The organism is Bradyrhizobium sp. MOS001, from assembly GCF_004634465.1.
Classification (GTDB): domain Bacteria; phylum Pseudomonadota; class Alphaproteobacteria; order Rhizobiales; family Xanthobacteraceae; genus Bradyrhizobium; species Bradyrhizobium barranii.
On sequence record NZ_SPVJ01000004.1, the window covers coordinates 65,650 to 87,021 of the forward strand.

General features: G+C 64.0%; 19 protein-coding genes. 7 read left to right on the forward strand and 12 right to left on the reverse strand.

The window, feature by feature from the left end:
• Positions 1 to 18 precede the first annotated feature (18 nt).
• From CT676_RS08035 to CT676_RS08045, 3 genes are read right to left on the reverse strand one after another with little or no spacing between them, the layout of a single operon-like run.
• Entirely contained in the window at positions 19 to 1,086 is a 1,068-nt protein-coding gene (locus CT676_RS08035) for an enoyl-CoA hydratase/isomerase family protein (protein ID WP_135214324.1), read from the reverse strand.
• A complete protein-coding gene (locus CT676_RS08040) occupies positions 1,083 to 2,228 on the reverse strand; it encodes an isobutyryl-CoA dehydrogenase (RefSeq protein ID WP_135214325.1) in 1,146 nt (381 codons plus the stop codon). The genes CT676_RS08035 and CT676_RS08040 overlap by 4 nt, the downstream gene beginning before the upstream one ends.
• Positions 2,229 to 2,251: 23 nt before the next feature.
• Positions 2,252 to 3,748 (reverse strand): CoA-acylating methylmalonate-semialdehyde dehydrogenase, encoded by a 1,497-nt coding sequence (locus CT676_RS08045; RefSeq protein WP_135214326.1) that lies wholly within the window; start codon positions 3,746 to 3,748, stop codon positions 2,252 to 2,254.
• A gap of 101 nt (positions 3,749 to 3,849) precedes the next feature.
• Between CT676_RS08045 and CT676_RS08050 the strand changes: the two genes are divergently transcribed.
• Positions 3,850 to 4,758 carry a LysR family transcriptional regulator gene (locus CT676_RS08050; protein ID WP_028157678.1) on the forward strand — a complete coding sequence of 303 codons (909 nt, stop codon included), beginning with the start codon at positions 3,850 to 3,852 and terminating at the stop codon, positions 4,756 to 4,758.
• A 238-nt stretch (positions 4,759 to 4,996) separates the two neighbouring features.
• Here the strand turns inward: CT676_RS08050 and CT676_RS08060 are convergent, their stop codons facing one another.
• Both CT676_RS08060 and CT676_RS08065 read right to left on the reverse strand, forming a co-directional pair.
• Positions 4,997 to 5,617, reverse strand: coding sequence for a TetR/AcrR family transcriptional regulator (locus CT676_RS08060; protein WP_135214327.1), 621 nt, complete (start codon positions 5,615 to 5,617; stop codon positions 4,997 to 4,999).
• Positions 5,618 to 5,686: 69 nt separating this feature from the next.
• Positions 5,687 to 6,217, reverse strand: a complete 531-nt coding sequence (locus CT676_RS08065; RefSeq protein ID WP_085402205.1) for a PaaI family thioesterase — start codon at positions 6,215 to 6,217, stop codon at positions 5,687 to 5,689.
• 153 nt (positions 6,218 to 6,370) lie between these two features.
• On the opposite strand from CT676_RS08065, the gene CT676_RS08070 reads away from it, so the two are divergent.
• The 3 genes from CT676_RS08070 to CT676_RS08080 all read left to right on the forward strand — a co-directional run bounded on the left by CT676_RS08070 (position 6,371) and on the right by CT676_RS08080 (position 10,036).
• On the forward strand, positions 6,371 to 7,141 hold the full coding sequence (locus CT676_RS08070; protein WP_135214329.1) for an enoyl-CoA hydratase: 771 nt from the start codon (positions 6,371 to 6,373) through the stop codon (positions 7,139 to 7,141).
• A gap of 289 nt (positions 7,142 to 7,430) precedes the next feature.
• Positions 7,431 to 8,627, forward strand: coding sequence for an acetyl-CoA C-acyltransferase (locus tag CT676_RS08075; RefSeq protein WP_135214330.1), 1,197 nt, complete (start codon positions 7,431 to 7,433; stop codon positions 8,625 to 8,627).
• A 113-nt stretch (positions 8,628 to 8,740) separates the two neighbouring features.
• Positions 8,741 to 10,036, forward strand: a complete 1,296-nt coding sequence (locus CT676_RS08080; protein WP_085401962.1) for an MFS transporter — start codon at positions 8,741 to 8,743, stop codon at positions 10,034 to 10,036.
• On the opposite strand, the gene CT676_RS08085 is transcribed toward CT676_RS08080, so the two are convergent.
• The 3 genes from CT676_RS08085 to CT676_RS08095 form a co-directional block, all read right to left on the reverse strand.
• On the reverse strand, positions 10,033 to 11,436 hold the full coding sequence (locus tag CT676_RS08085; protein ID WP_135214331.1) for a carbohydrate porin: 1,404 nt from the start codon (positions 11,434 to 11,436) through the stop codon (positions 10,033 to 10,035). The two genes, CT676_RS08080 and CT676_RS08085, sit on opposite strands and share 4 nt — an antisense overlap.
• A gap of 21 nt (positions 11,437 to 11,457) precedes the next feature.
• The gene (locus CT676_RS08090) at positions 11,458 to 12,474 is read right to left on the reverse strand and encodes a transporter (protein ID WP_135214332.1); all 1,017 of its coding nucleotides are present in this window, start codon (positions 12,472 to 12,474) and stop codon (positions 11,458 to 11,460) included.
• Between the two features lie 115 nt (positions 12,475 to 12,589).
• A complete protein-coding gene (locus CT676_RS08095; RefSeq protein ID WP_028153388.1) occupies positions 12,590 to 13,372 on the reverse strand; it encodes an acetoacetate decarboxylase in 783 nt (260 codons plus the stop codon).
• 220 nt (positions 13,373 to 13,592) lie between these two features.
• On the opposite strand from CT676_RS08095, the gene CT676_RS08100 reads away from it, so the two are divergent.
• Together CT676_RS08100 and CT676_RS08105 are read left to right on the forward strand one after the other, a co-directional pair.
• Positions 13,593 to 14,768, forward strand: a complete 1,176-nt coding sequence (locus CT676_RS08100) for a patatin-like phospholipase family protein (RefSeq protein ID WP_135214333.1) — start codon at positions 13,593 to 13,595, stop codon at positions 14,766 to 14,768.
• Between the two features lie 467 nt (positions 14,769 to 15,235).
• Positions 15,236 to 16,036 (forward strand): type 1 glutamine amidotransferase domain-containing protein, encoded by an 801-nt coding sequence (locus CT676_RS08105; protein ID WP_135214334.1) that lies wholly within the window; start codon positions 15,236 to 15,238, stop codon positions 16,034 to 16,036.
• Between the two features lie 116 nt (positions 16,037 to 16,152).
• Here CT676_RS08105 and CT676_RS08110 read toward each other — a convergent pair whose 3' ends face one another.
• The 4 genes from CT676_RS08110 to CT676_RS08125 all read right to left on the reverse strand — a co-directional run bounded on the left by CT676_RS08110 (position 16,153) and on the right by CT676_RS08125 (position 19,972).
• The gene (locus CT676_RS08110) at positions 16,153 to 16,806 is read right to left on the reverse strand and encodes a TadE/TadG family type IV pilus assembly protein (protein WP_028157690.1); all 654 of its coding nucleotides are present in this window, start codon (positions 16,804 to 16,806) and stop codon (positions 16,153 to 16,155) included.
• On the reverse strand, positions 16,806 to 17,363 hold the full coding sequence (locus CT676_RS08115) for a TadE/TadG family type IV pilus assembly protein (protein ID WP_135214335.1): 558 nt from the start codon (positions 17,361 to 17,363) through the stop codon (positions 16,806 to 16,808). The genes CT676_RS08110 and CT676_RS08115 overlap by 1 nt, the downstream gene beginning before the upstream one ends.
• Positions 17,364 to 17,373: 10 nt before the next feature.
• Positions 17,374 to 18,798, reverse strand: coding sequence for a pilus assembly protein TadG-related protein (locus CT676_RS08120; protein WP_071917521.1), 1,425 nt, complete (start codon positions 18,796 to 18,798; stop codon positions 17,374 to 17,376).
• 379 nt (positions 18,799 to 19,177) lie between these two features.
• Entirely contained in the window at positions 19,178 to 19,972 is a 795-nt protein-coding gene (locus CT676_RS08125; RefSeq protein ID WP_135214426.1) for an IclR family transcriptional regulator, read from the reverse strand.
• A 237-nt stretch (positions 19,973 to 20,209) separates the two neighbouring features.
• On the opposite strand from CT676_RS08125, the gene CT676_RS08130 reads away from it, so the two are divergent.
• The gene (locus tag CT676_RS08130; protein WP_193560874.1) at positions 20,210 to 21,370 is read left to right on the forward strand and encodes an aminotransferase class V-fold PLP-dependent enzyme; all 1,161 of its coding nucleotides are present in this window, start codon (positions 20,210 to 20,212) and stop codon (positions 21,368 to 21,370) included.
• Positions 21,371 to 21,372: the final 2 nt, after the last annotated feature.

Here is a 21,372-nt window from a genome sequence, read left to right on the forward strand (position 1 = left end):
CGCTAGACGTTTCGTTGATTAGTTGAACTTCAGTTCGTCGGCGCCGATCTCGGCGAAATACGGCGCAATCATCGCCGGCGTCACGTCCTCGATGCGCGGCGGCGACCAGGTCGGATTGCGGTCCTTGTCGATCACAGCCGCGCGCACGCCTTCGCGGAAATCGTCGCTGCGGAAGACCTCCAGCGCAGCGCGATATTCGCGCACCAGGCACTCTTCCAGGTTCGATGCAGTGCGCGCGAGCCGCAGCAGCTTCAACGTCACCACCATGCCGCGCGGCGATTTCTCGTTGAGCGTCTTCAGCGTGGCCTGCGCGAACTCGGAGCCGTCGCGCTTGAGCGCAGCGACGATGTCCTCCATGCGGTCGAAGCCGAACAGCGCGTCGATAACAGGCTCTTTCGCGGCGACCGGCCCCGCGGCCTCTCCGGTCGCAAAGCCGTTAATGAGCTTGCTGACATCGGCCGCAGTCGCCCCCTGACCAACCTTCGTCAGCGCGTTGCGCAGCTCCGGCCATTTGGCGGCCGGCACCACGGCATCGGCGAACCTCGCGTGGATCGCATCGGGCCCGTTCATGGTCTGGCCGGTCAGGCCGAAATACGTGCCGATCTCGCCCGGCGAGCGCGACAACAGAAAGGTGCCGCCGACATCCGGGAAGAAGCCGAGCCCGACCTCGGGCATCGCGAGCCTGGTGCGGTCGGTGACGACGCGGTGGCTGGCGTGGGCGGAGAGCCCGACACCGCCGCCCATCACGATGCCGTCCATGAACGCGACATACGGTTTCGGAAACTTCTTGATCCGGGCGTTGAGGATGTATTCCTCGCGCCACAGGATCTTGCCGAGGTCGCCGTTGACCTTCGAGCTTTCCCAGAGCGTGCGGATGTCGCCGCCGGCGCACAAGCCGCGCTCGCCGGCCCCCTCCAGCAGGATCACGGCGACAGCCGGATCAGCCTCGAAGCGGTCGAGCGCCTTTTCGATGTCGCGAAACATCTCCAGCGTCACGGCGTTGATGGCCTTGGGGCGATTGAGCCGGATCACGCCGGCTGCGCCCTCGACACGGGCGACCAGATCGCCCTCCTCCACTGAACTCATCGCGCGCCCTCGATCAATTTGCGCGCCACGATGAGCCGCATGATTTCATTGGTGCCTTCGAGGATCTGGTGCACGCGCAGATCGCGCACGATCTTCTCGATGCCGTATTCGCTGAGATAGCCGTAGCCGCCATGGAGCTGGAGCGCCTGGTTGGCGACCTCGAAACCGACATCGGTGCCGAAGCGCTTTGCCATCGCGCACAGCATGGTGGCATCGGGGTCCTTGCGGTCGAGCGCAGCCGCTGCGCGCCACAGGAAGGTGCGCGCGGCCTCGAGCTCGATCGCCATATCGGCGAGCCGGAATTGCAATGCCTGGAATTCGTCGAGACGTTTTCCAAAAGCCTTGCGCTCCTTCATGTAGGTGCGCGCCTTGTCGAGCGCGGTCTGCGCGCCGCCGAGCGAGCATGCGGTGATGTTGAGGCGGCCGCCGTCGAGGCCGGCCATCGCGATCTTGAAGCCGATGCCCTCCTCGCCCAGCCGGTTGGCAACCGGCACGCGGGCGTTCTCGAACATCACGGCGCGGGTCGGCTGCGCATTCCAGCCCATCTTGCGCTCATTGGCGCCGTAGGAGACGCCGGGCGTGTTGCCGTCGATCACGACGGTCGAGATGCCGCCGGGGCCGTCACCGCCAGTTCGGACCATGGCGACAAGGAGATCCGTGCCGCCGGCGCCGGAGATGAACTGCTTCTGGCCGTTGAGGACGTAATGATCGCCGTCGCGCACCGCGCGCGTGCGCAGCGCCGCGGCGTCCGAGCCGGCACCCGGCTCGGTCAGGCAGTAGCTCGCAATCAGCTCCATCGAGCAGAGTTTCGGCAACCATTTGTGGCGCTGGGTGTCGCTGCCGAAGCCATCGATCATCCAGGACGCCATGTTGTGGATGGAGATGAAGGCCGAGGTGGTCGGACAGCCCGTCGCCAGCGCCTCGAAGATCAGCGCCGCGTCGAACCGCGTCATGGCGGAACCACCGACATCCTCGCGGATGTAGATGCCGCCCATGCCGAGGGTCGCCGCCTCGCGCATCACGTCGACGGGGAAATGCTTTTCCTCGTCCCAGCGCAACGCGTGCGGCGCGATCTTCTCGGCTGCAAACGCCAACGCCATGTCGCGAACCGCGACCTGATCCTCGTTCAGAGCGAACTGCATCCCCGGCCTCGCTCTTGAGAGGGTTACTTCATCAGCGGGATCGAGAACTCCGCACCTTCCTTGACGCCAGACGGCCAGCGCGAGGTCACCGTCTTGGTCTTGGTGTAGAAGCGGACCGAGTCCGGGCCGTGCTGGTTGAGATCGCCGAAGCCCGACTTCTTCCAGCCGCCGAAGGTGTAGTAGGCGATCGGCACCGGGATCGGCACGTTGACGCCGACCATGCCGACATTGACCTTGGCCGCGAAGTCGCGCGCGGCATCGCCGTCGCGGGTGAAGATGGCGACACCGTTGCCGTAGTCATGGTCCGACGGCAGCGCCAGCGCTTCCTTGTAGTCGTGCGCGCGCACGACCGAGAGCACGGGCCCAAAGATTTCTTCCTTGTAGATCCGCATCTCCTTGGTGACGTTGTCGAACAGCGAACCGCCGAGATAGAACCCCTTCTCGTAGCCCTGCATCTTGAAGCCGCGGCCGTCGACGGCGAGCGTCGCGCCTTCCTTGATGCCGATGTCGATGTAGCTCTTGACCTTCTCGACCGCCTCGCGCGTGACCAGCGGACCGTAGTCGGCGGACGGATCGATCGAGGTGCCGATCTTGAGCGACTCGACGCGCGGGATCAGCTTTTCCATCAGCCGGTCGGCGGTGGACTTGCCGACGGGAACGGCGACGGAGACGGCCATGCAGCGCTCGCCGGCCGAGCCGTAGCCGGCGCCGATCAGTGCATCGACCGCCTGGTCCATGTCCGCGTCGGGCATGATGATGGCGTGGTTCTTGGCGCCGCCAAAACACTGGCAGCGCTTGCCGGTCTGGGCTGCGCGCTCGTAGATGTATTGCGCGATCGGCGTGGAGCCGACGAAGCCGATGGCCTTGACGTCGGGATCGTCCAGGATGGCGTCGACCGCTTCCTTGTCGCCGTTGACGACGTTGAGGATGCCGGCCGGCAGGCCCGCCTCGATCATCAGCTCGGCGAGCATCATCGGCACGCCGGGGTCGCGCTCGGACGGCTTCAGGATGAAGGCATTGCCGCAGGCGATGGCGGGGGCGAACTTCCACATCGGGATCATCGCCGGGAAATTGAACGGCGTGATGCCGGCGACGACGCCGAGCGGCTGGCGCATGGAATAGATATCGATGCCGGGGCCGGCGCCTTCGGTGTATTCGCCCTTCATCAGATGCGGGATGCCGCAGGCGAACTCCGCGACTTCGAGGCCGCGCTGAATGTCGCCCTTGGCATCCGGCACGGTCTTGCCATGCTCACGCGCGAGCAGCTCGGCGAGCTTGTCGTAGTCGCGCTGCACCAGTTCCACGAATTTCATCATGACGCGGGCCCGGCGCTGCGGGTTGGTCGCAGCCCATTCCGGCTGGGCGGCACGGGCGTTCTCCACGGCAGCGCGGACCTCGGCCTTGGACGCCAGCGCCACCTTGGCCTGGACGTCACCGGTCATCGGCTCGAATACGTCCGCCGTCCGGCCTGAGGTGCCCTTGACCTCCTTGCCACCGATGAAATGTCCGATTGAACGCATGGAATGATCTCCTGAGGTCGAGCGTGAACGCTTTGACAAATCCTATCGACCTGCATTTTATAGGATTCAAGTCTGAGATAATGCACCATAGATGTGCGAAAATGCTGGATCAAGGTAGCATCGACTGGGACGACTTCCGCTTCGTGCTGGCCATCGTGCGGGGCGGCTCGGTTTCGGCTGCTGCTAAACAGCTCGGAGTGGACCACGCCACCGTGATCCGCCGTGTCGACCGGCTGGAGAGACACCTCTCGGCAAAGCTGTTTGACCGGCGCAAGACCGGCTATCTCCTCACCGAGGCCGGCCAGCGCGTCGCCGACAGCGCGGAAGCCATGGAATCGACCATCGTCGCCAACCAGGAGCAGGTCGGCGGCTCGGTGGCACGGCTGACCGGAACGGTGCGGATCGGCGCGCCCGACGGGTTCGGTACCGCCTTCCTGGCGCCGCGGCTGGCGCCGTTCGCCGACCGCTACCCCGACCTCGATCTGCAACTTGTGGCCACCGCGCGGCTGTTCAGTCTCTCCAAGCGCGAGGCCGATATCGCGATCAGCCTGACCATGCCGAAGGAAGGCCGCATCGTCGGCCGCAAGCTCCTGGACTACCGCCTCGGGCTTTATGCGGCGCCGGCCTATCTCGACCGCTTCCCGAAGATCACCTCGCGGCAGGACCTGCCGCAGCATCGCTTCGTCGGCTATATCGAGGAGCTCCTGTTCACGCCCGAGCTCGATTACCTCCCGCAGGTATCGCCGCGGATTTCGGCGCGCTTCCGCAGCGCCAATCTGATCGCGCAGCTCAACTCCACGCTCGCGGGCTTCGGCATCGCCGTGCTGCCACACTTCATGGCGAGTGATTATCCGCAACTGGTGGCCGTGCTGCCGGAGGAGATATCGATCACGCGGACGTTCTGGATGCTGATGCACGCGGACAGCAAGGATCTCGCGCGGATCCGCGCGGTGGCCGATTACATCGGCGAGATCGTGGAGCGCGAGCGGGCGTTGTTTGCGGGAAGGTAACGACGGTCTCGTAGGGTGGGCAAAGGCGCCCTAGCGCCGTGCCCACCATCTCTCCACACTCGCGGCTGCATGGTGGGCACGCTTCGCTTTGCCCACCCTACGGCACTGCCAAACCCTCATGGTGGGGAAGCGCGAAGCGCCGTCTCGAACCATGCAGGCCGACATCTCGCCCGCAGCCATCCTTCGAGACGACCGCTTCGCGGTCTCCTCAGGATGAGGTTCTGAGAGCGTAGTTGGCCTAATTCTGCTTCACCTTTTTCGCCGCAGCCGCCTTCGGCTCGCGCTTCGCGCCATCGAGCGCGCTGTCCTTGCCCGCCTTCAGCACCTCGTCCGACAGCTCGCTCGATCCTGCGATGCGCGCCAGCAACATGGTGCCGGCCATCGTGGCCAATGTCGCGATCGCCTGCTTGCGCGCGGCCTTGCGCGGCAGGTTGGGGATGAAATCGGTCATCATCTCGACCATCTCGTCGAGCTTTCCGGCAAAGGCCTTGCGCGTCTTCGGGCTCTCGCGGGCGATCTCGGCGCCGAGCGCGGGAATCGAGCAGCCGTGGCCGGGATTGTCCCGATGCAGCGCCGAGAGATAGGTCTCGACGATCTGGGTCAGTTGCTTTTCGGGCGCGACCTGATCGGACTGCTTCCGCCAGTGCTCCATCGAGCGGTCCATGGCGTAGGCAAAGGCCTCGATCACCAGCGCCTCGCGCGAGTCGAAATGCGCGTAGAAGCCGCCGTGGGTCAGGCCCGCCTCCTTCATGAGGTCGGCGACGCCGATGCCGTGAGCGCCTTTTTCGCGCAGCCGCACGGAGGCCTTCTTCACGATTCGGTCGTGGGTTTCCTGCTTGTGTTCCCGGGAATAGCGCATGCGGGTCTCATTGAATGTCGGAGATCATCTCATAACACAGAAATGGACCAGGCGGTGCATTAATTCATGTTAAGTTGTCGCGCCGATCATGGAAAAGGTTGCAGTTGCATGGACTGCGAGCGCACCCTTGCCGTCGCGCACGAAGCCTTCCGTGTAGCTGGCCTGACGCCCCAGCTTGATGATCTTGCCTTCGGCCGAGATTAGCCCGGAACGGACCGACAGCGGGCGCAGGAACGTCATTTTCAGGTCGAGGGTCACGGACGATTGCCCGGGCTCCAGCCGCGTCGAAATCGCGCAGCCCATGGCGGTATCAATCAGCGCCGCGGCGGTCGCGCCGTGCAGGAGGCCAATGGTATTTTCGAGATCCTCGCGCGGCTCAAGTTCCATCACGATCCGGCCCGGCTCGACCACGGCCATGGTGAAACCGATCAATTTTGCGAAGGGCGGCGGCGGCAACCGGCCGTCGCGGATTCCCAGCATCGCGTCCATGCCTGAAAGCCCCATCGCTGCTTTTGCAACCGGCGCAGGCACCTGCCAGTCCACCACGCGCTCACGCCGCTGCGCGGGCGAAAACAGGTCGAGTTGATCGTTACAGGTCATGGCGGCCCCTTTGTATGATATATGTCATACTATGTCACGAACTTCGCCATGGCAACTCCGTCTCCCACCCGCTTGACAAGCAGAGCGTTTCGGCACCGAAGTGATCCCGACCCGCGCGCCTCGCGCATGTCCACGAAACTCCGAGATGCTCCGATGGAAATGCTCAACAATCACTGCGGCGTGACGCGCGATGCGCGCGGCGTCGTCCATGTCGCGATCTGCAACGCCGGCCCGCTGAACATTCTGGGCTCGCCCGTCACCGATGCCGTGAGCGAAGGCCTGCAGACCCTCGCGACTGACCGCAGCATCCGCGTCGTGGTGCTGCGCGGCCAGAGCGAGAAGAGCATGATCGGCGGCGCCGACATCAAGGAGATGGCCAAGCTCGACCAGAGGTCAGCCGAAGCCTTCATCAGCCGCCTGCGTGATCTCTGCGAGGCCGTCCGCCAATTCCCGGCCCCCGTGATCGCGCGGATGCCGGGCTGGTGCCTCGGCGGCGGCCTCGAAGTCGCCGCCGCCTGCGATTTCAGAATCGCTGCACACGATGCGCATTTCGGCATGCCGGAGGTCCGCGTCGGCATCCCCTCGGTGATCCACGCCGCCCTGCTTCCGCGCCTGATCGGCTGGGCCCGCGCCCGCTGGCTGGTGATGACGGCGGAGAACATCGACGCGCCGACGGCGCTGGCCTGGGGACTGATCGACAAGGTCGCACCGGAGGGTGGATTGGATGCCGAGGTCGAACACGTCGTGAAGGCGCTGCTCGAATGCGGCCCGGAGGCGCTGCGGTCGCAAAAGGCGCTGCTGCGGCAATGGGAGGAATTACCGCTGACGGAGTCGGTAAATCTCAGCGTCAAGGTGTTCGGCGAGTCGTTCCTGACGGACGAGCCGACGCGGCTGATGCAGGCTTTCGTAAACAGGAAGAGATAATCCAAAGACAGTGTCATGCCCCGCGAAGGCGGGGCATCCAGTACGCCGCGGCCCCTCGATTCATCACAGCTGCCTCGGAGTACTGGATCGCCCGCCTTCGCGGGCGATGACAGTGTTTGGTGTGGCGGCTACCGCCCCCCTAGCCGCAGCCCAAGCCGCACCCCTCCTCCAATCGAACGACCAAATCTCATCCGAACCACGACAATTTCTCATGCCGGCCGCGGTTGCATTTTTTGCGCCGCATCATATGATGACCATAATCTTTTCCGTCATCGCTGGGAGTTTCATCATGGCCGAAGCCGCCGATCCCGTCGTCATCGTCTCCGCCGCCCGCACCCCGCTCGGCCGCTTCATGGGCGAGCTGTCGCCGCTAGCGGCACACAAGCTCGGATCGCATGTGATCAACGCCGCGCTGGAGCGCGCCAAGCTTGCGCCCGAGAAGGTGGATGAAGTTTTCATGGGCTGTGTGCTGCCGGCCGGACAAGGCCAGGCGCCGGCTCGCCAGGCGGCGCGCGCGGCCGGCCTGCCCGACGCCACGGGCGCCACCACCGTCAACAAGGTCTGCGGCTCCGGCATGAAGGCGACCATGCTGGCGCACGACATCATCCGCGCAGGCTCGGCCGAGATCGTCGTTTCCGGCGGCATGGAGAGCATGAGCAACGCGCCCTATCTGCTCGCCAAGGCCCGCGGTGGCTACCGCGCCGGGCACGACCGCATCATCGACCACATGATGATGGACGGGCTGGAGGATGCCTACGAGACCGGCCGTTCCATGGGCGATTTCGGCGAGGCCACCGCGGAAGCCTATCAGTTCACCCGCAAGGACCAGGATGCCTATGCGATGGAGACGCTGAGCCGTGCGCGCAAGGCGGTCGAGAGCGGCGCGTTCAAGGCCGAGATCGCGCCGCTCACGCTGACCGAGAAAGCAGGCCCGCGCATCGTCGCCAATGACGAGCATCCGCTGAAGGTCGATCCTGCGAAAATCCCCGGATTGAAGCCGGCGTTCCGCGCCAACGGCACCATCACGCCGGCCGCCTCCTCCGCCAATGCCGACGGCGCCGCGGCGCTGGTGCTGACGAAGCGCTCGCTGGCTGATCGCAACGGCCTGCCGGCAATCGCCGAGATCAAGGGCCACGCCACCCACAGCCAGGAGCCGCAATGGTTCACGACGGCTCCGATCCCGGCGATCCGCAAGCTGCTCGACAAGGTCGGCTGGAGCGCCGGCGACGTCGACCTGTTCGAGATCAACGAGGCCTTCGCCGTGGTGGCGATGGCGGCGCAGCGCGACCTCGGCATCCCGCGCGAGAAGCTGAACATCAACGGCGGCGCCTGCGCGCTTGGCCATCCCATCGGTGCCACCGGCGCGCGGCTGATCGTGACGCTGCTGCACGCGCTCGAGGCGCAAAACCTCAAGCGCGGCGTTGCGGCACTCTGCATTGGCGGCGGTGAAGCCACGGCCATCGCCGTGGAGCGTCTGACGCACTGACCTAGAAACGTCCGAAAATGAGGGAACTCTGTCATTTTCGACAGACGCGTCCCGTGCCATTCTACAAGCTCGTGCAGGTGTCTCAAAGCCTGCCCATCAAACATTGAGGCCCAATGATCTCGAACTGGCTCGCGGCGACACTCGGCCGCCGCAATATCCACTACGGCTGGGTGATGGTCGGCGTGACCTTCCTCACCGCGCTGATCAGCGCCGGCACGGTCGGTGCGCCCGGTGTGTTCATCGTCCCGCTTCAGCACGAGTTCGGCTGGAGCACGGCGCAGATTTCCTCCGCGCTGTCGATCCGCTTCATCCTGTTCGGGCTGATGGCGCCCTTCGCGGCCGCCCTGCTCAATCGCTACGGCCTGCGCAACGTCACGCTGACCGCCCAGCTCATCGTCGTCTCGGCGCTGGTCCTTTCGCTCGGCATGACTGAAGTCTGGCAGCTCGTGTTGCTGTGGGGCGTCGTGATCGGCATCGGCACCGGCATGACCGCGCTGGTGCTGGGCGCTACCATAGCGACGCGCTGGTTCGCCGCGCGGCGCGGCCTCGTCGTCGGCATCATGACCGCGAGCGTCGCCACCGGCCAGCTCGTATTCCTGCCGCTGCTCGCAAGCCTGACCGAGCGTTACGGCTGGCGGCTCGCGCTCGGCTTCGTCTGCATCGCACTCGGCGTCTCCGCAGTGGCGGTTCTCCTTGCGATGCGCGACCGGCCGAGCGATGTGGGCCTGCGCCCGTTCGGCGACGAAGGCACCGAGCCCCTGCCGGCCCCGCCGGTCAGCCATGGCTCTATCACCGGCGTGGCGCTCGGCACGCTGCGCGACGCCTCGAAGTCGCGCGCGTTCTGGATCCTGTTTGCGACCTTCTTCGTCTGCGGCGCGTCGACCAACGGCCTTGTCCAGGTGCATTTGATCCCGATGTGCCTCGATTTCGGCATCCCGCAGGTACAGGCGGCAGGCCTGCTCGCCGCGATGGGTATCTTCGACTTCTTCGGCACCATCATGTCGGGCTGGCTGTCGGACCGCTACGACAACCGCTACCTGTTGTTCTGGTACTACGGCCTGCGCGGGCTCTCGCTGATCTTCCTGCCTTTCAGCGACTTCTCGTTCTACGGGCTGTCGATCTTCGCGATGTTCTACGGGCTCGACTGGATCGCCACGGTGCCGCCGACGGTGCGGCTCACCGCGCAGAAGTTCGGACCCGAGCGCGCCAATCTGGTGTTCGGCTGGATCTTTGCCGGCCATCAGCTCGGCGCAGGCACCGCGGCGTTCGGCGCCGGTTTCTCGCGGACGGTCTATGAGAGCTATCTGCCCGCGTTCTTCATCGCCGGCGCGCTCTGCGTGTTCGCCTCGCTGATCGTTCTGGCGCTGTCGCGGCAACCAAAGGCCGAGCCGAAGCCGGCGATGGCCTAATACCTGATCGTGGTGGTGACGCCGAAGACTGCGGCGTCACCGATCCGCGCCACGCCGGTCGGATCGTTCGGATTGGGGATGCCGCCGGAGGGGCGGAACACGTATTGGAAGTAAGGCGCGATCAGCCAGCCCGGTTTGATATGCGCCTCGTAGATCATCTCGATCAGCGTCTCGTTGCTGCGCACCGGGCTTTGGATGCCGGTGAAGGCCTGCGTATCGAGATCAAGATTGCGCGCGGTGTTCGAAATCCGCATATAGGCCATCGCCACGCCGAAGCGGTCGAGCGGACGACCTGGCGTGAAGCCGACGAAGCCGATGCCGCCGTCCACATAAAGGTCGATCAGATTGCGGTCCGGCGGGCTGTAGGCGATGCGGCCGAACGCGGTGACGCCCGGGATCGAGGCTGACATGCTGTTGTCCTTCACCTCCGGCGGGCGATAGAGCACCTGCTCGATGACGGCGAAGATACCGTAATTGCCGCGAAGTCTTGCAGGTACACCGCTTCCGCCGGGATCGGCGATCGAGAGCCCCTCGGCCGTAAAACGCTGGCTGTCGAACGAGCCGTAATGCTTCCAGGCGCCCGGCGTGAAATTGCCGGCGAGCGGCCGGCCGCCGATATCGATGTCGTAGTTGAAGCGGACCTGCCCGATCACCCACGGCGGATCGTTGACGCGGAACGCCAGGCCATGGTGGTCGCGCAGCTGCGGATCCTGATCGCCCGGACCCGACGGATCGCCGTTGAACACCGCACCGAACACGGTGATGTTCTCGGTCAGCGCCGCCTTGATGCGGATGCCGGGCACAGCGATCGGCGGTGCCGGGCCGCCGGCCGGAAGGTTGCTCGCCTTGATCGCGGGCCAGCCGAAAGTGCCGTTGATGAAGAGGTCGTCGGTCTGGCTGTCGAAGAACTCGACGTCGGCGGCCTGCTGGCCGGCCCTGATGTTCAGGCGGTCGCCAAAGAAGCTCTGCTCGAAATAGGCGTTGTAGAGCCGCTGGTCCGGCAGTGCCTCGATCTCGCTGATGGTGGCGAGGTTCATCACGTAGTTGCGGGAGAGCCCCTGGCCGTAGATCACGAACGCATTGGCGTAGAAGCGGCCGCCGGTCCAGCCGACGAGCTTGTCGAGATCGGCATCGACCGAGAGATCGAGGCGCCCGAAATGGATGGCGCCACGCTTCACCCCGCCGGAGACGTTGGCGATGTTGTCGGCGATATAGGTGGCGCCGAAATTCAGGCCCTTGTCGGCGAGCCCGTCATGCCATTCGTTGAACCACTTTGGCGCCAGCCATGCGGCCGCGCTTTCGTCCTTGGCGCCGGCGAGCGCGCCGGTGCTCGCCACCGTTGAGGCCAGCACTATCGCGGCCGCATTTCGCAGCGGAAATCTGTGGGACGTCCCGATCACGGCTGATACCGGCTGCGTACGCTACCTGAAGATACCCGTGCGCCGCATGAACAGATAGGCCGCGCCGACCGACGAGGCCATCAGGAGCGCCGCCCAGAGAAATCCGCTCTCGACGTCGGTGAGCGGCAGGCCCTTGGTGTTCATGCCGAAGATGCCGGTGATCAGGGTCGGCGGCAGCAGCAGCGAGGTCACGATGGAGAGCGTGTGGAGGTGGTGGTTGCTCTCCTCCTCGTTCTTGAAGCGCAGCTCCTCCTCGAGCAGGCGGCTGCGTTCGCGGAGCTCGACGATGTCGTGATCGAGCCCGTCCAGCCGCTGCGCCAGCTTGCCGGCGTGGATGCGCAAGGCCGGCGCGAGATGATCGGTGTTCTTCTGATCGAGGCGGTGGAACAGCACGCGCAGGCCGGTGAGCTGGCGATGCAACCTGACGCAGGTCCGGCGCAGCCGGCCGAGATTGCGGCGCATCTCCGGCTTGGCGTCGTCGGCCAAAATCCGTTCCTCGATGTCGTCGACCTCCTGGCCGAGCTTGTCCGCCATCCGGTCCAGCGTGTCGGCGACCTCGTCGACGATCTTTTCCAGGAGATGGGCGACGTTGTCGACGCGGTAGCCACCTTCGAGCACGCGGCGCGTCGCATCGGCCGAGCACAGCGCCTGATGCCGGCCGCTGACGAGAAGATGCTCGGTCATGGCGAAACGCAGGAACGCGGTCTCTTCCGTCGCGCTGTCGATGTCGCGCACGAGATCGGAGAAGACGCCGTAGACGCAGTGGTCGATGACGTGAAGCTGCTGGAAAGTGTCGTTGGACAGCAAAAGGTCACGCGCGAGCGGCGGCAGCCGTGACGCTGCGATCCAGGGCCGTGCGCGCGCATCGGTCAGGTTGAAATGCAGCCAGAGCCGGCCGTCATGGCTGAACTCGATCGGCTGGTCGATCGGCAGCGCCTCGGCACTGCCGTCGCCGTGCAGCCGGAACGCCCAGACCAGGCCGGGAATGGCAGGCACGGAATCCGATATCGCGCTGACAAGCTTCGCCGGCTCAGCCATGGCCAACCCCAACCGTCAACAAATGCCCCGCTTCCGGAAGATGGCTGACGGCATCTTCCGGACCTCTCACGGGTACTCAATTACGGCTTTGTTACAGTTTGATGATGGTGCCACCCTACTCCGCGGCCAGCCCCGTCGCGGCCACCGCCTCGGCCTCCTTGACGTAGTCGTGCACGACGCGGCCGAACGGCAGCGTGAGATCGGCGATGTAGTGGTGCGCGCCCAGGCAGCGGCGGACCGGAAAATCCGCGACCGGCGCGTTGACATGCGGCACCAGATGCAGCCGGCCGGGCCCCATCCAGGAGCCCTTCGGCACGATGTCGATGAGGTTGATCGCGACGAGCTGACAGACTTCGAGACGGCCGTCGACGCCCGGGATCATCTTCAGATTGATCTGCGTCTTCGACAGCGTCGCACGGGTGCGATCGCCGTTGCCGGCCATGCTCTCGTGCTTGTAGCCCATCGTGCCCATGGCGACGAGCTGGCCGGCATATTCCAGCGTGCCCGTCAGCGTGTCCTTGACGATCTCGAGCTTGGGATGGGCGTATTTCTTGGGAAAGCCCCAGATCTCGCGGCCCGCCGCGATCGGCGGATCATCGTCCAGATACATCTGCGAGACGAAATTGACTTCCTCGCCGTTGAGGCGTGCGGGAATGACGAGGCCGGATTCGGTGTAGCTGCCGAAGCCTGAGGAGTCCGGCATCTTGATCCATTCGTAATGCACGATTGGCTGGTCGATCGGCTCCAGCGGCTCAGGCAGGCCGGCGCGGATCAGCTCCGGATCGGTCTCGTAGGTGATGACGAGGAATTCGCGGTTGACGAAGCGATAGGGCCCGGCCGGATAGCTCGGCCCCGCCGCCGGCATGGACGGAAGTCTCAGCACGTCTTCCCTGCGCATCCTGATCTCCTGTGTGTGATGCCCGCCCGGCGGCGTCAGGCCTGGATCGCAAATTGCTAGCCACCGTCATTGACCGCGATGTGAAGGATTTCCGTCAGGCGCACGACCTCCCGCCATTCCCGCTGCGGTCGGCCTGCATGCAGACGATGCATCGGCGCTGAAATTGTCATCACGCCGTCACTGCCGGACGCAATCGTTTGGTCCACGCTAGGAGGCACCCATGGACGCCCGCACGTCGCAACCGGCTCATCAGACGCATCAGCCTCCCGCACGGGGCTGGCGCCCCGAACGCTGCGACCGCGTCGCGCTGGTGCTGCAAGGTGGCGGCGCGCTCGGCGCCTACCAGGCCGGCGTCTACCAGGCGCTGCACGAAGCCGGCATCGAGCCCGACTGGGTCTGCGGTGTTTCAATCGGTGCAATCAATTCCGCCATCATCGCCGGCAACAAGCCGGAGAAGCGGCTGGAGGCGCTGCGCATCTTCTGGGAGCGCATCACCAACCGCAAGATCTGGCATTACACGCCCGACGGCGACATCTTCCGCCAGTGGCGCAATCTCACCAGTGCGTGGATGACGTCGGCGATGGGCCAGCCCGGCTTCTTCACCCCGCACCAGGTCAATCCCTGGTTCAGCCCGGTCGGCGCGCGCACCGCCACCAGCTATTACGACACGATGCCGCTGAAGGAGAGCCTGCTGGAGCTCGTCGACTTCGACCTCATCAATGAGAAGAAGGTCCGTTTCGCGGTCGGCGCGGTCAACGTGCTCTCGGGCAACTTCATCTATTTCGACAACTCCCATGACGAGATCGAGCCGGAGCACATCATGGCCTCCGGCGCCCTGCCCCCGGCGCTGCCGATGGTGCGGATCGGAACCGATCATTTCTGGGACGGCGGCATCGTCTCCAACACGCCGCTCCAGCATCTGCTCGACCAGGAGGATGCGCTCAACTCGCTGGTGTTCCAGGTCGACCTGTTCAGCGCACGGGGCGTGCTGCCGCGCTCGATCCAGGACGTGATGGCCCGCCACAAGGACATCATGTATTCCTCGCGCACGCGCCACAACACCGACGTCTACCGCCGCACCCACAACCTCAAGGTTCTGCTCTACAAGGCCCTGGCGAAAGTCCCGGACGAGCAGCTCTCCGACGAGGATCGCCAGCTCAAGTCGAGCCTGCGCCGCATGCCGGAGATCGCGATCCTGCACCTGATCTACCAGCAGAAGGCCTATGAGGGCGACGCCAAGGACCATGAGTTCTCGGGCACCTCGATGCGCGAGCACTGGACGAGCGGCTACGAGGACACCAAGCGCACGCTGAAGCGCCGCGACTGGATCAAGATGCCGGACGAAGGCATGGGCCTCGTGGTGCACGACGTGCACCGGGAGACGGAGAGCGCGTAAAGCACCCCGCGCGGGCTGCTCCAAACAAAAACTGCGAAAACAACCCCATGCACAGTAGCCGGCGCGTGGCGGATCAATGACTTACGTTTTACCGAAGTAAACTTGACTCGTCGGGCAAAACAGGAGCATGATGGCATCATTGCAAAATCGCACGATGCATCCGCTCCAGGCCGATCGCGCCACATGGCCAGACTACGCCGCATCCCCTAAATTGCGCGCGGAATGACGTTGGGAGGCTGGCGCGCGCGCCATCAGCGAAGCCGCTTACTTCTTCGGCAGCGACAGATTATTCCCTCCGCAGGAGCCTTCGGGGCGAGCTTGCGGAGCGAAGCGGCGTGCTCCGCCCGATCTGCTCCAGTCGTTGCTTGAAACGCCAGAACGGTCGTCGCGTCAGGTTGCCGTTCGCGTCGGCCGGATTGTTATGAAGTTCTAACCGCAAGACGATCAAGCAAATCGCAGGAGACACCATGTCCAAAGGAAAAGTGCTCGTTGTCGGCTCCAATGCCACCCGTATCGAAATCCAGGGCGGCGGCACCGGACCGACCGGCCAATACCTCAATGAAACCGTCGTGCCGGCGATGGCCGTGATCGATGCCGGCTACGAGGTGGTGCTGGCGACGCCGAACGGCAAGCAACCGTACATAGATCCGGCCTCCGATCATGCGGCCCATTTCGGCGGCGACGAGAAGGCCTACCGGCGGGGACGCGATTTCTTCGACAAGGACCCGTCGATGACCAACGTGCGCACGTTGCGCGCGATCGTGGACGGAGGACTGGATCAATATGCCGCCGTTTTTGTCCCCGGCGGGCAGGGTCCGGTCGTCGACCTCATGCAGGATCCCGAGCTCGGCAAGATTCTGCGATATTTCCACGAACGGAAGAAGATCACGGCGCTGCTCTGCCACGGACCGATCGCAACTCTGGCCGCCCTGCCCGACGCCAAGGCCTATCGCGCCGCCCTGATCGCCGGCGACAAGGCCAAGGTCGCGGAGCTGGGCAAGGGCTGGCAATATGCGGGCTACAAGATGACGGTGTTCACCGCCTCGGAAGAGATACCGATCGAGGAGCAGTTCCTGCACGGCAAGATCTACTTCACCATGCCGGACGCGCTGGGAGCTGCGAGTGCCGAGGTCAGCCGAAGCGCCGTCGATTTCGAGCCTTACGTCGTCGAGGACCGCGAGCTGATCACCGGCCAGAATCCGCGGTCCGACCATCCCATCGCGGCAAAGCTGATCGCAGCGCTCGACCGCGCCACTGTGGCGGCGTAAGCGTTTACTCCAATGTCATCCGGCCCGGTGCGCAATTCCGCACAGGGGCCGGGAGGAAATCGGGACAGAAGCCTGCCTCAGCGGCATCCGGCTTCTTTCGACCGCGTTCCGTGAAACTAACAGGTCTTCTGCTGCAAGTGCTGCACGCAGGTGCAGGTCTTCGCCGCCGGATATTTCACGTCGTAATAGGGAAAACTCGACGTGGCGGGGGTGTTCGTCGAGCAGCGGGGGAACAGGTAATAGCTGTCGGACAGCTTCACCGTGCCGGCGATCGTGAAGCCGAGGTTGGGCGCGTAGTCGTAGGACACCTCGCTCAGGATGAGCGAGATGTTGGCATTGCTGGTACCGCCCGGCGCGGTAAAGGACGACAAGGTCATCTGCTGACCGGCGGCCCTCGCTCCCGACGTACTGGTCGACTTGCTCCATTGCACCGTCGCGTTGCCATTGCTGTCGGTCGAGACCTCGGAGACCGTGATCGTCATCAGCGAGGTGCTGCCGTTCTTGATGGGATAGGGAGCCATGATGGAGCTCGCCGCAGCGAGAATGCCGTCCATCTGGGTCGACGTGACGGCCGTGTTCTGCGAGATCATGTCGGCAACGCTGTGCGCGGTCGCGCTGACCTTGACGTTCATGGCGAGCCCGTTCCCGAGCTCGACGCCGCCGACATAGAGCACCAGCATGAACGGCGTCACGATGGCGAACTCCGTCGCTGCAACAGCGCGTACATCGGTCAACATCTGCCGAGCGCGAGACGACAGGGCGGAGATCATCAGGTAGCTCCTGGCTCGTTCTGGAACGCGGCGGACGACATGAGCAGCCGGTTGCCATTGCTAAGGTTCGAGAGATTGAAGCCGAGCGGCCCGAGCACGACCGGCCAGACATACATGACGCGGAGAACGACGATATCGCCGGAATCGCCCGGATTGTATTGCCAGCTGTTGGTCACATTGCCCGAGCCGTCGAAGGTCAGCGTGGGCGTCGCCGTGTTCGCGGAAGACCAGGACGTCGCGACCTGCATGTCGACCATCAGGCCGCTGCAATTGAACAGGATCACGATCTGATCGCAGACCTTCTGCTTGAAAACCGCCTGGTTCATCTGCGCCGACTGAACCTGCCCCGTCATGACGAGACGCGCCGACTGGCGCACCACGGTTTCAAGCATCTGCTGGGCAAAGAAAACCAGAAACGTCTGGATGAGCGCGATGATGAGGGCGAGAAACGGCGCGGCAACGAGCGCGAATTCGACGGCCGTGGCTCCGCGGCTATCGCCGGCGAAGGCGGCGCAGCGGTTGCGGCGTCTTTTCGTTGTCGTGACCTGTCGGGTCATGGCCCCTTCCCTACTGCACGAGGCTGGCCGTGCTGGACGCAACCTTGATGAAGAGGTTGGTCAGCGCCGCGGAAATGTCGCCACCTGTCTGCACGCTCGCATACAGGCCGGGCGACGCGCACGATTGCAGCCGTGTCGCGATCGTACCGGTCGACGAGGATGGATTGTTGAACTGCGAGATGCGGCTCGTGTACCAGCTGTCGCTCAGCTGCAGATACTCGGTGTAGAGGACCGCGATGCGAATGCCGCGGTTCTTGATCGTCGTGCAGACCGTCGTGTCGAGCGGTTGCTGGCACCGCAAGGTCGTCGAGTTGGCTGTCGGAAGCGCATAGGTGGCATTGGGGTCGCAGGAGCCCCCCGTCTTCGGGATGAGCTTGTCCTCGACGCCGTCGGTGACGAGGAAGACCACTTCCTGCGGCGTATCGCCCGCCTGATTGGTGCCGGTGCCTGGCGCAGGCATCACGGTGTTGACGCCCGTGAGCCCGCCCGAGATATCCGTGCCGTAGTCGGTGGTGTAGGTGCAGTTGCCCTTGCTATCGACAATGGGGCAGTTCTGGTGGTCGACCGTCAGGAGCTGAATGTTGTTGATCTTCGTGGCGGCGGTGTCCGGCGTGGTCAGCACCTGAATCGTGTTGAGGGCGTAGTCGAAGGTGTAGATGGCGGCCTTGTAGGTCGTGTTGTTGAGCGCCGACATGCACTGCATGACGCCGCCCGTCACACCCGCCTGCGGGCACGTCCAGGGTCCCTTCAGCAATTGCGTAACGGCGTTGGTCACGAGATCGATGCGCAGCGTGATGTTGTTTGCGCGTGCGACGGTGAGATTGTCCTTGTTCGTCGAGCTGGCAGTTGCGTTGTTGGGACGCGCCTCATGGCAGGCGAACGAGCAATTCTTCGCGTAGCTGGGCTGGTTCTTCGTGGCCGCGATCATGTTGGTGATGTCGGCCTGCGTCGCAGCAAGCGCCATCGACGGCGAGTCGTCCAGCAGCAGGTAGAAATTCATGTTGGGCGCACTCGACGCCTTCGCCGTTGAGGAGCCAGAGACGTCCCAGGTCTGCTTGCCGAGAACGCTGGGGAAATTATTGACGGACTGCGCAGTGTACGAAACCGTGATGCTTCGTGCGAGGCCGGAATCCGTGACGGTGATGGTCGGCGTCGGCGTCGCCGTCAGACCGGGAAGATTCGCCTTCGCTGCAAAGACGGCTGCGGCGGTCGCCTGGACGACCGTCTTGTCGGTCTGGGTCAGCATCGCCGGCCGCACGGCTGCGATCGCGGCCGCGTCGGCGGCTGCGTTCAGTTGCTCGCGCTTGCGGACGGCCTGCGTGTAGTCGAGCGTCATGCCCAGGAGAAAGACGATCGGGACCATCGTGAGGGCGAAGATAACGGCGATGTTGGCCTTCCGGTCTCTTGCGAAACGGAGCACTACCCGGCGGAGCATGACCTTCATCCTGATTGCCGTCGTGGCGGCAGAGAGCAATTCCTAAAGTCTTTGATCGGGGCAACCGGTGGGATTACCGCTGCCGGTCAGCCCGCCAATCGCAGGCTGGAATATGGATATGGCCTTCTTAATCAACACTTACGGGCAATCCGCAAACAGGGAGTGCAACGGAGTGGGATGTTCCATATCGAGAGGACATCATTAACGTCGCTTAAACGCGATCGCAGAGATTGAGGGGTAAACGGCCTCCGGTGAGGTCAATACGGCCTCAACCCCGGCGTGAGTGGGGGCGCCCGGCGGGCTGCGCAGCACCAGCGCGCGGCAGGCACGTCGGCCCGGCTAACGGCGGCTATGGCGCAGAGGCCCAGGCATCATGCCATCATTGGGCATCTGCGCCATCGTCGTCTTCAACTTGCAGAATGGTGTCGGATAGCAGAGCGGCGGCCTTTTGAAGCGGCGCTATGAACCGGTCCAGTTCGGCGAAGCTCACGCGGGCCACCGGTACAGAGACGCCGAGGCAAGCGATCAATTCCCGATCCGGCGAGAGAATGGGGACGGCGCACCCCACCACCCCCTTGACGTACTCTTCGTTTGTCTTGGCCCAGCCGCGTTGTCGCGTCTCCTCGAGAACCTTCATCAGCGCGTGGACATCGACAATCGTCGTTTCGGTGAATTTGGTCAGGGGTAGCGCGCGGCACAGCTTCGCCCGGATCCGCTCGGGCAGTCTGCTCATATAGATCTTTCCGGTCGACGTGCAGTGTAACGGCGCCGCTTCCCCCGGATTGAACTGGAGACCTTGCGGCTCCGAAACGCGAACGCTGTCGACATAGGCAACGACGTTGTCGCGTACGACGCCGATCTCACACTGTTCGCCGATTTCTCCCGCGACCGCCCGAAGCACCGCATGCCGCCGCGCAGTACGAAACGCAGCGCCGATGACGGTGGCCGACAGTGTGACGAGCTGGTTGCCCACAACGTACCGCTTGGTACCCAACGCCTTCTGAAGCAATCCGCGGTCTTCGAGGTTTCCGATCAACCTGTGTGCCGTTGGAAGCGGCAGCGAAAGAGCCTTTGCGATCTCCGCGGCCGAGACGGCTTTGCGTTGGTCGGCAACATGCCGAACGATCGCGAAAGCCCGGTCCAACGGTCCATCCTTCCCAATTCGCTTCGTCATTTCCCACCCGGCCAAAACTGGAAGTGAAATCAAGATCAACGCCAAGTATTATCATTTTTCGGAATAAAACCTATTGAAATTCGACATAATCGATTGTCGAAATCCTGAAAGCTCATATTCTTGGCGTCACCGGCGATTGACCAGAAATTGTGCAGTGCGGTCTCGCCGTTCCGAAAATCGCGCTCCGCCGCTTGGCCGGGAGCCAAGTTCTGCCGGCGCGCTCAACAGGAGATGTGCATGTCTCGTCATTATGACGTGGACGCCGTGAGGAAGGAATTCCCCGCCGTCGAACGGATGGTCTATCTGGATTCCGGGTTTCAAACGCCGCTCGCGCGTCCCGTGAAGGCCGCGATCGAGCTTTTCCTGCGCGAGGGCTTCGAGACAGCCGGTCCGAAGAGCATCTGGCTCGATCGGGTCGAGCAGACCCGTGCCAAGGTCGCCCGCTTTCTCGGTGTGACGGCGGATGAGATTGCCTTCACGAAAAACACGTCGGAAAGCATGAACATTGCGGCAAACGCACTGCCGCTACAGGCCGGCGACAACGTCCTGATGATCCACGGCGATCATCCGAACAACGCCTACGCGTTCCTCAATCTGCAACGGAAAGGCGTCGAGGTCCGCTTCATCCCGATGACGGAAGTCGTCGACGCCGACAGCTTTGCTCCCTTCATCGACGAAAGGACGCGTGCGATCTCGATGTCGCATGTGACTTTTCACGCCGGTCACCGCTTTGATATCGAGAGCGTCGGCGCGATGTGCGTCAGGAACAAGCTCCACTTCGTGGTGGACGTGATGCAGGCCATCGGAGTCGTGCCTGTTGACGCCAAGGCGATCGGCGCAAGCTTCATCGGCTCCGGCAGCCACAAGGGATTACTGGTTCCGCAAGGGCTCGGGCTGCTCTATTGGGACAAGACGCTCAAAGAGCTCGAGCCGGCCTATCTGGCGGCTGCGAGCCTCGCCGAGATGCCGAGCGATCTCATCGCGCGTGCCGACAGAATGGCGCCCTCGCCGGCCGCCAGGCGCTTCGAGCTCGGCAACTTCAACCTGCCCGCAGTCCACGCCCTCGGTGCTTCGCTCGACATGATCGAGCAGATCGGGGTGCAGAACATCCAGAACCACTGCTTCGATCTCGGCGATCACCTGATTGCGCGCCTGGACGAGCTGGGCGTCCGCCTCGTTGGTCCGCGCGAGCGCAAGCATCGCGCTCCGCACATCTACGTCATCGCCCTGCCCGCGGCAGACTGGCTCGGCCATTTCGAGGAGAACGGTGTGCGCGTGTCGCCCGAACGAGATGGCATTCGCGTCTCGCTCGGCATGTTCAACAACGCCATTGACATCGATCGCCTGATCGACGTCATCCGCCGGCGAGGGCTCGGACGCCCGTCCGTCGCAGCTTGAAT

Bases quoted from the DNA above. Each gene is read 5' to 3' on its own strand.
- CT676_RS08040 (WP_135214325.1), bottom strand. From the start codon at position 2,228: ATGCAGTTCGCTCTGAACGAGGATCAGGTCGCGGTTCGCGACATGGCG.
- CT676_RS08050 (WP_028157678.1), top strand. From the start codon at position 3,850: ATGCTGGATCAAGGTAGCATCGACTGGGACGACTTCCGCTTCGTGCTG.
- CT676_RS08045 (WP_135214326.1), bottom strand. From the start codon at position 3,748: ATGCGTTCAATCGGACATTTCATCGGTGGCAAGGAGGTCAAGGGCACC.
- CT676_RS08080 (WP_085401962.1), top strand. From the start codon at position 8,741: ATGATCTCGAACTGGCTCGCGGCGACACTCGGCCGCCGCAATATCCAC.
- CT676_RS08130 (WP_193560874.1), top strand. From the start codon at position 20,210: ATGTCTCGTCATTATGACGTGGACGCCGTGAGGAAGGAATTCCCCGCC.
- CT676_RS08060 (WP_135214327.1), bottom strand. From the start codon at position 5,617: ATGCGCTATTCCCGGGAACACAAGCAGGAAACCCACGACCGAATCGTG.
- CT676_RS08090 (WP_135214332.1), bottom strand. From the start codon at position 12,474: ATGGCTGAGCCGGCGAAGCTTGTCAGCGCGATATCGGATTCCGTGCCT.
- CT676_RS08100 (WP_135214333.1), top strand. From the start codon at position 13,593: ATGGACGCCCGCACGTCGCAACCGGCTCATCAGACGCATCAGCCTCCC.
- CT676_RS08075 (WP_135214330.1), top strand. From the start codon at position 7,431: ATGGCCGAAGCCGCCGATCCCGTCGTCATCGTCTCCGCCGCCCGCACC.
- CT676_RS08125 (WP_135214426.1), bottom strand. From the start codon at position 19,972: ATGACGAAGCGAATTGGGAAGGATGGACCGTTGGACCGGGCTTTCGCG.
- CT676_RS08065 (WP_085402205.1), bottom strand. From the start codon at position 6,217: ATGACCTGTAACGATCAACTCGACCTGTTTTCGCCCGCGCAGCGGCGT.
- CT676_RS08105 (WP_135214334.1), top strand. From the start codon at position 15,236: ATGTCCAAAGGAAAAGTGCTCGTTGTCGGCTCCAATGCCACCCGTATC.
- CT676_RS08070 (WP_135214329.1), top strand. From the start codon at position 6,371: ATGGAAATGCTCAACAATCACTGCGGCGTGACGCGCGATGCGCGCGGC.
- CT676_RS08120 (WP_071917521.1), bottom strand. From the start codon at position 18,798: ATGCTCCGCCGGGTAGTGCTCCGTTTCGCAAGAGACCGGAAGGCCAAC.
- CT676_RS08110 (WP_028157690.1), bottom strand. From the start codon at position 16,806: ATGATCTCCGCCCTGTCGTCTCGCGCTCGGCAGATGTTGACCGATGTA.
- CT676_RS08035 (WP_135214324.1), bottom strand. From the start codon at position 1,086: ATGAGTTCAGTGGAGGAGGGCGATCTGGTCGCCCGTGTCGAGGGCGCA.
- CT676_RS08115 (WP_135214335.1), bottom strand. From the start codon at position 17,363: ATGACCCGACAGGTCACGACAACGAAAAGACGCCGCAACCGCTGCGCC.
- CT676_RS08095 (WP_028153388.1), bottom strand. From the start codon at position 13,372: ATGCGCAGGGAAGACGTGCTGAGACTTCCGTCCATGCCGGCGGCGGGG.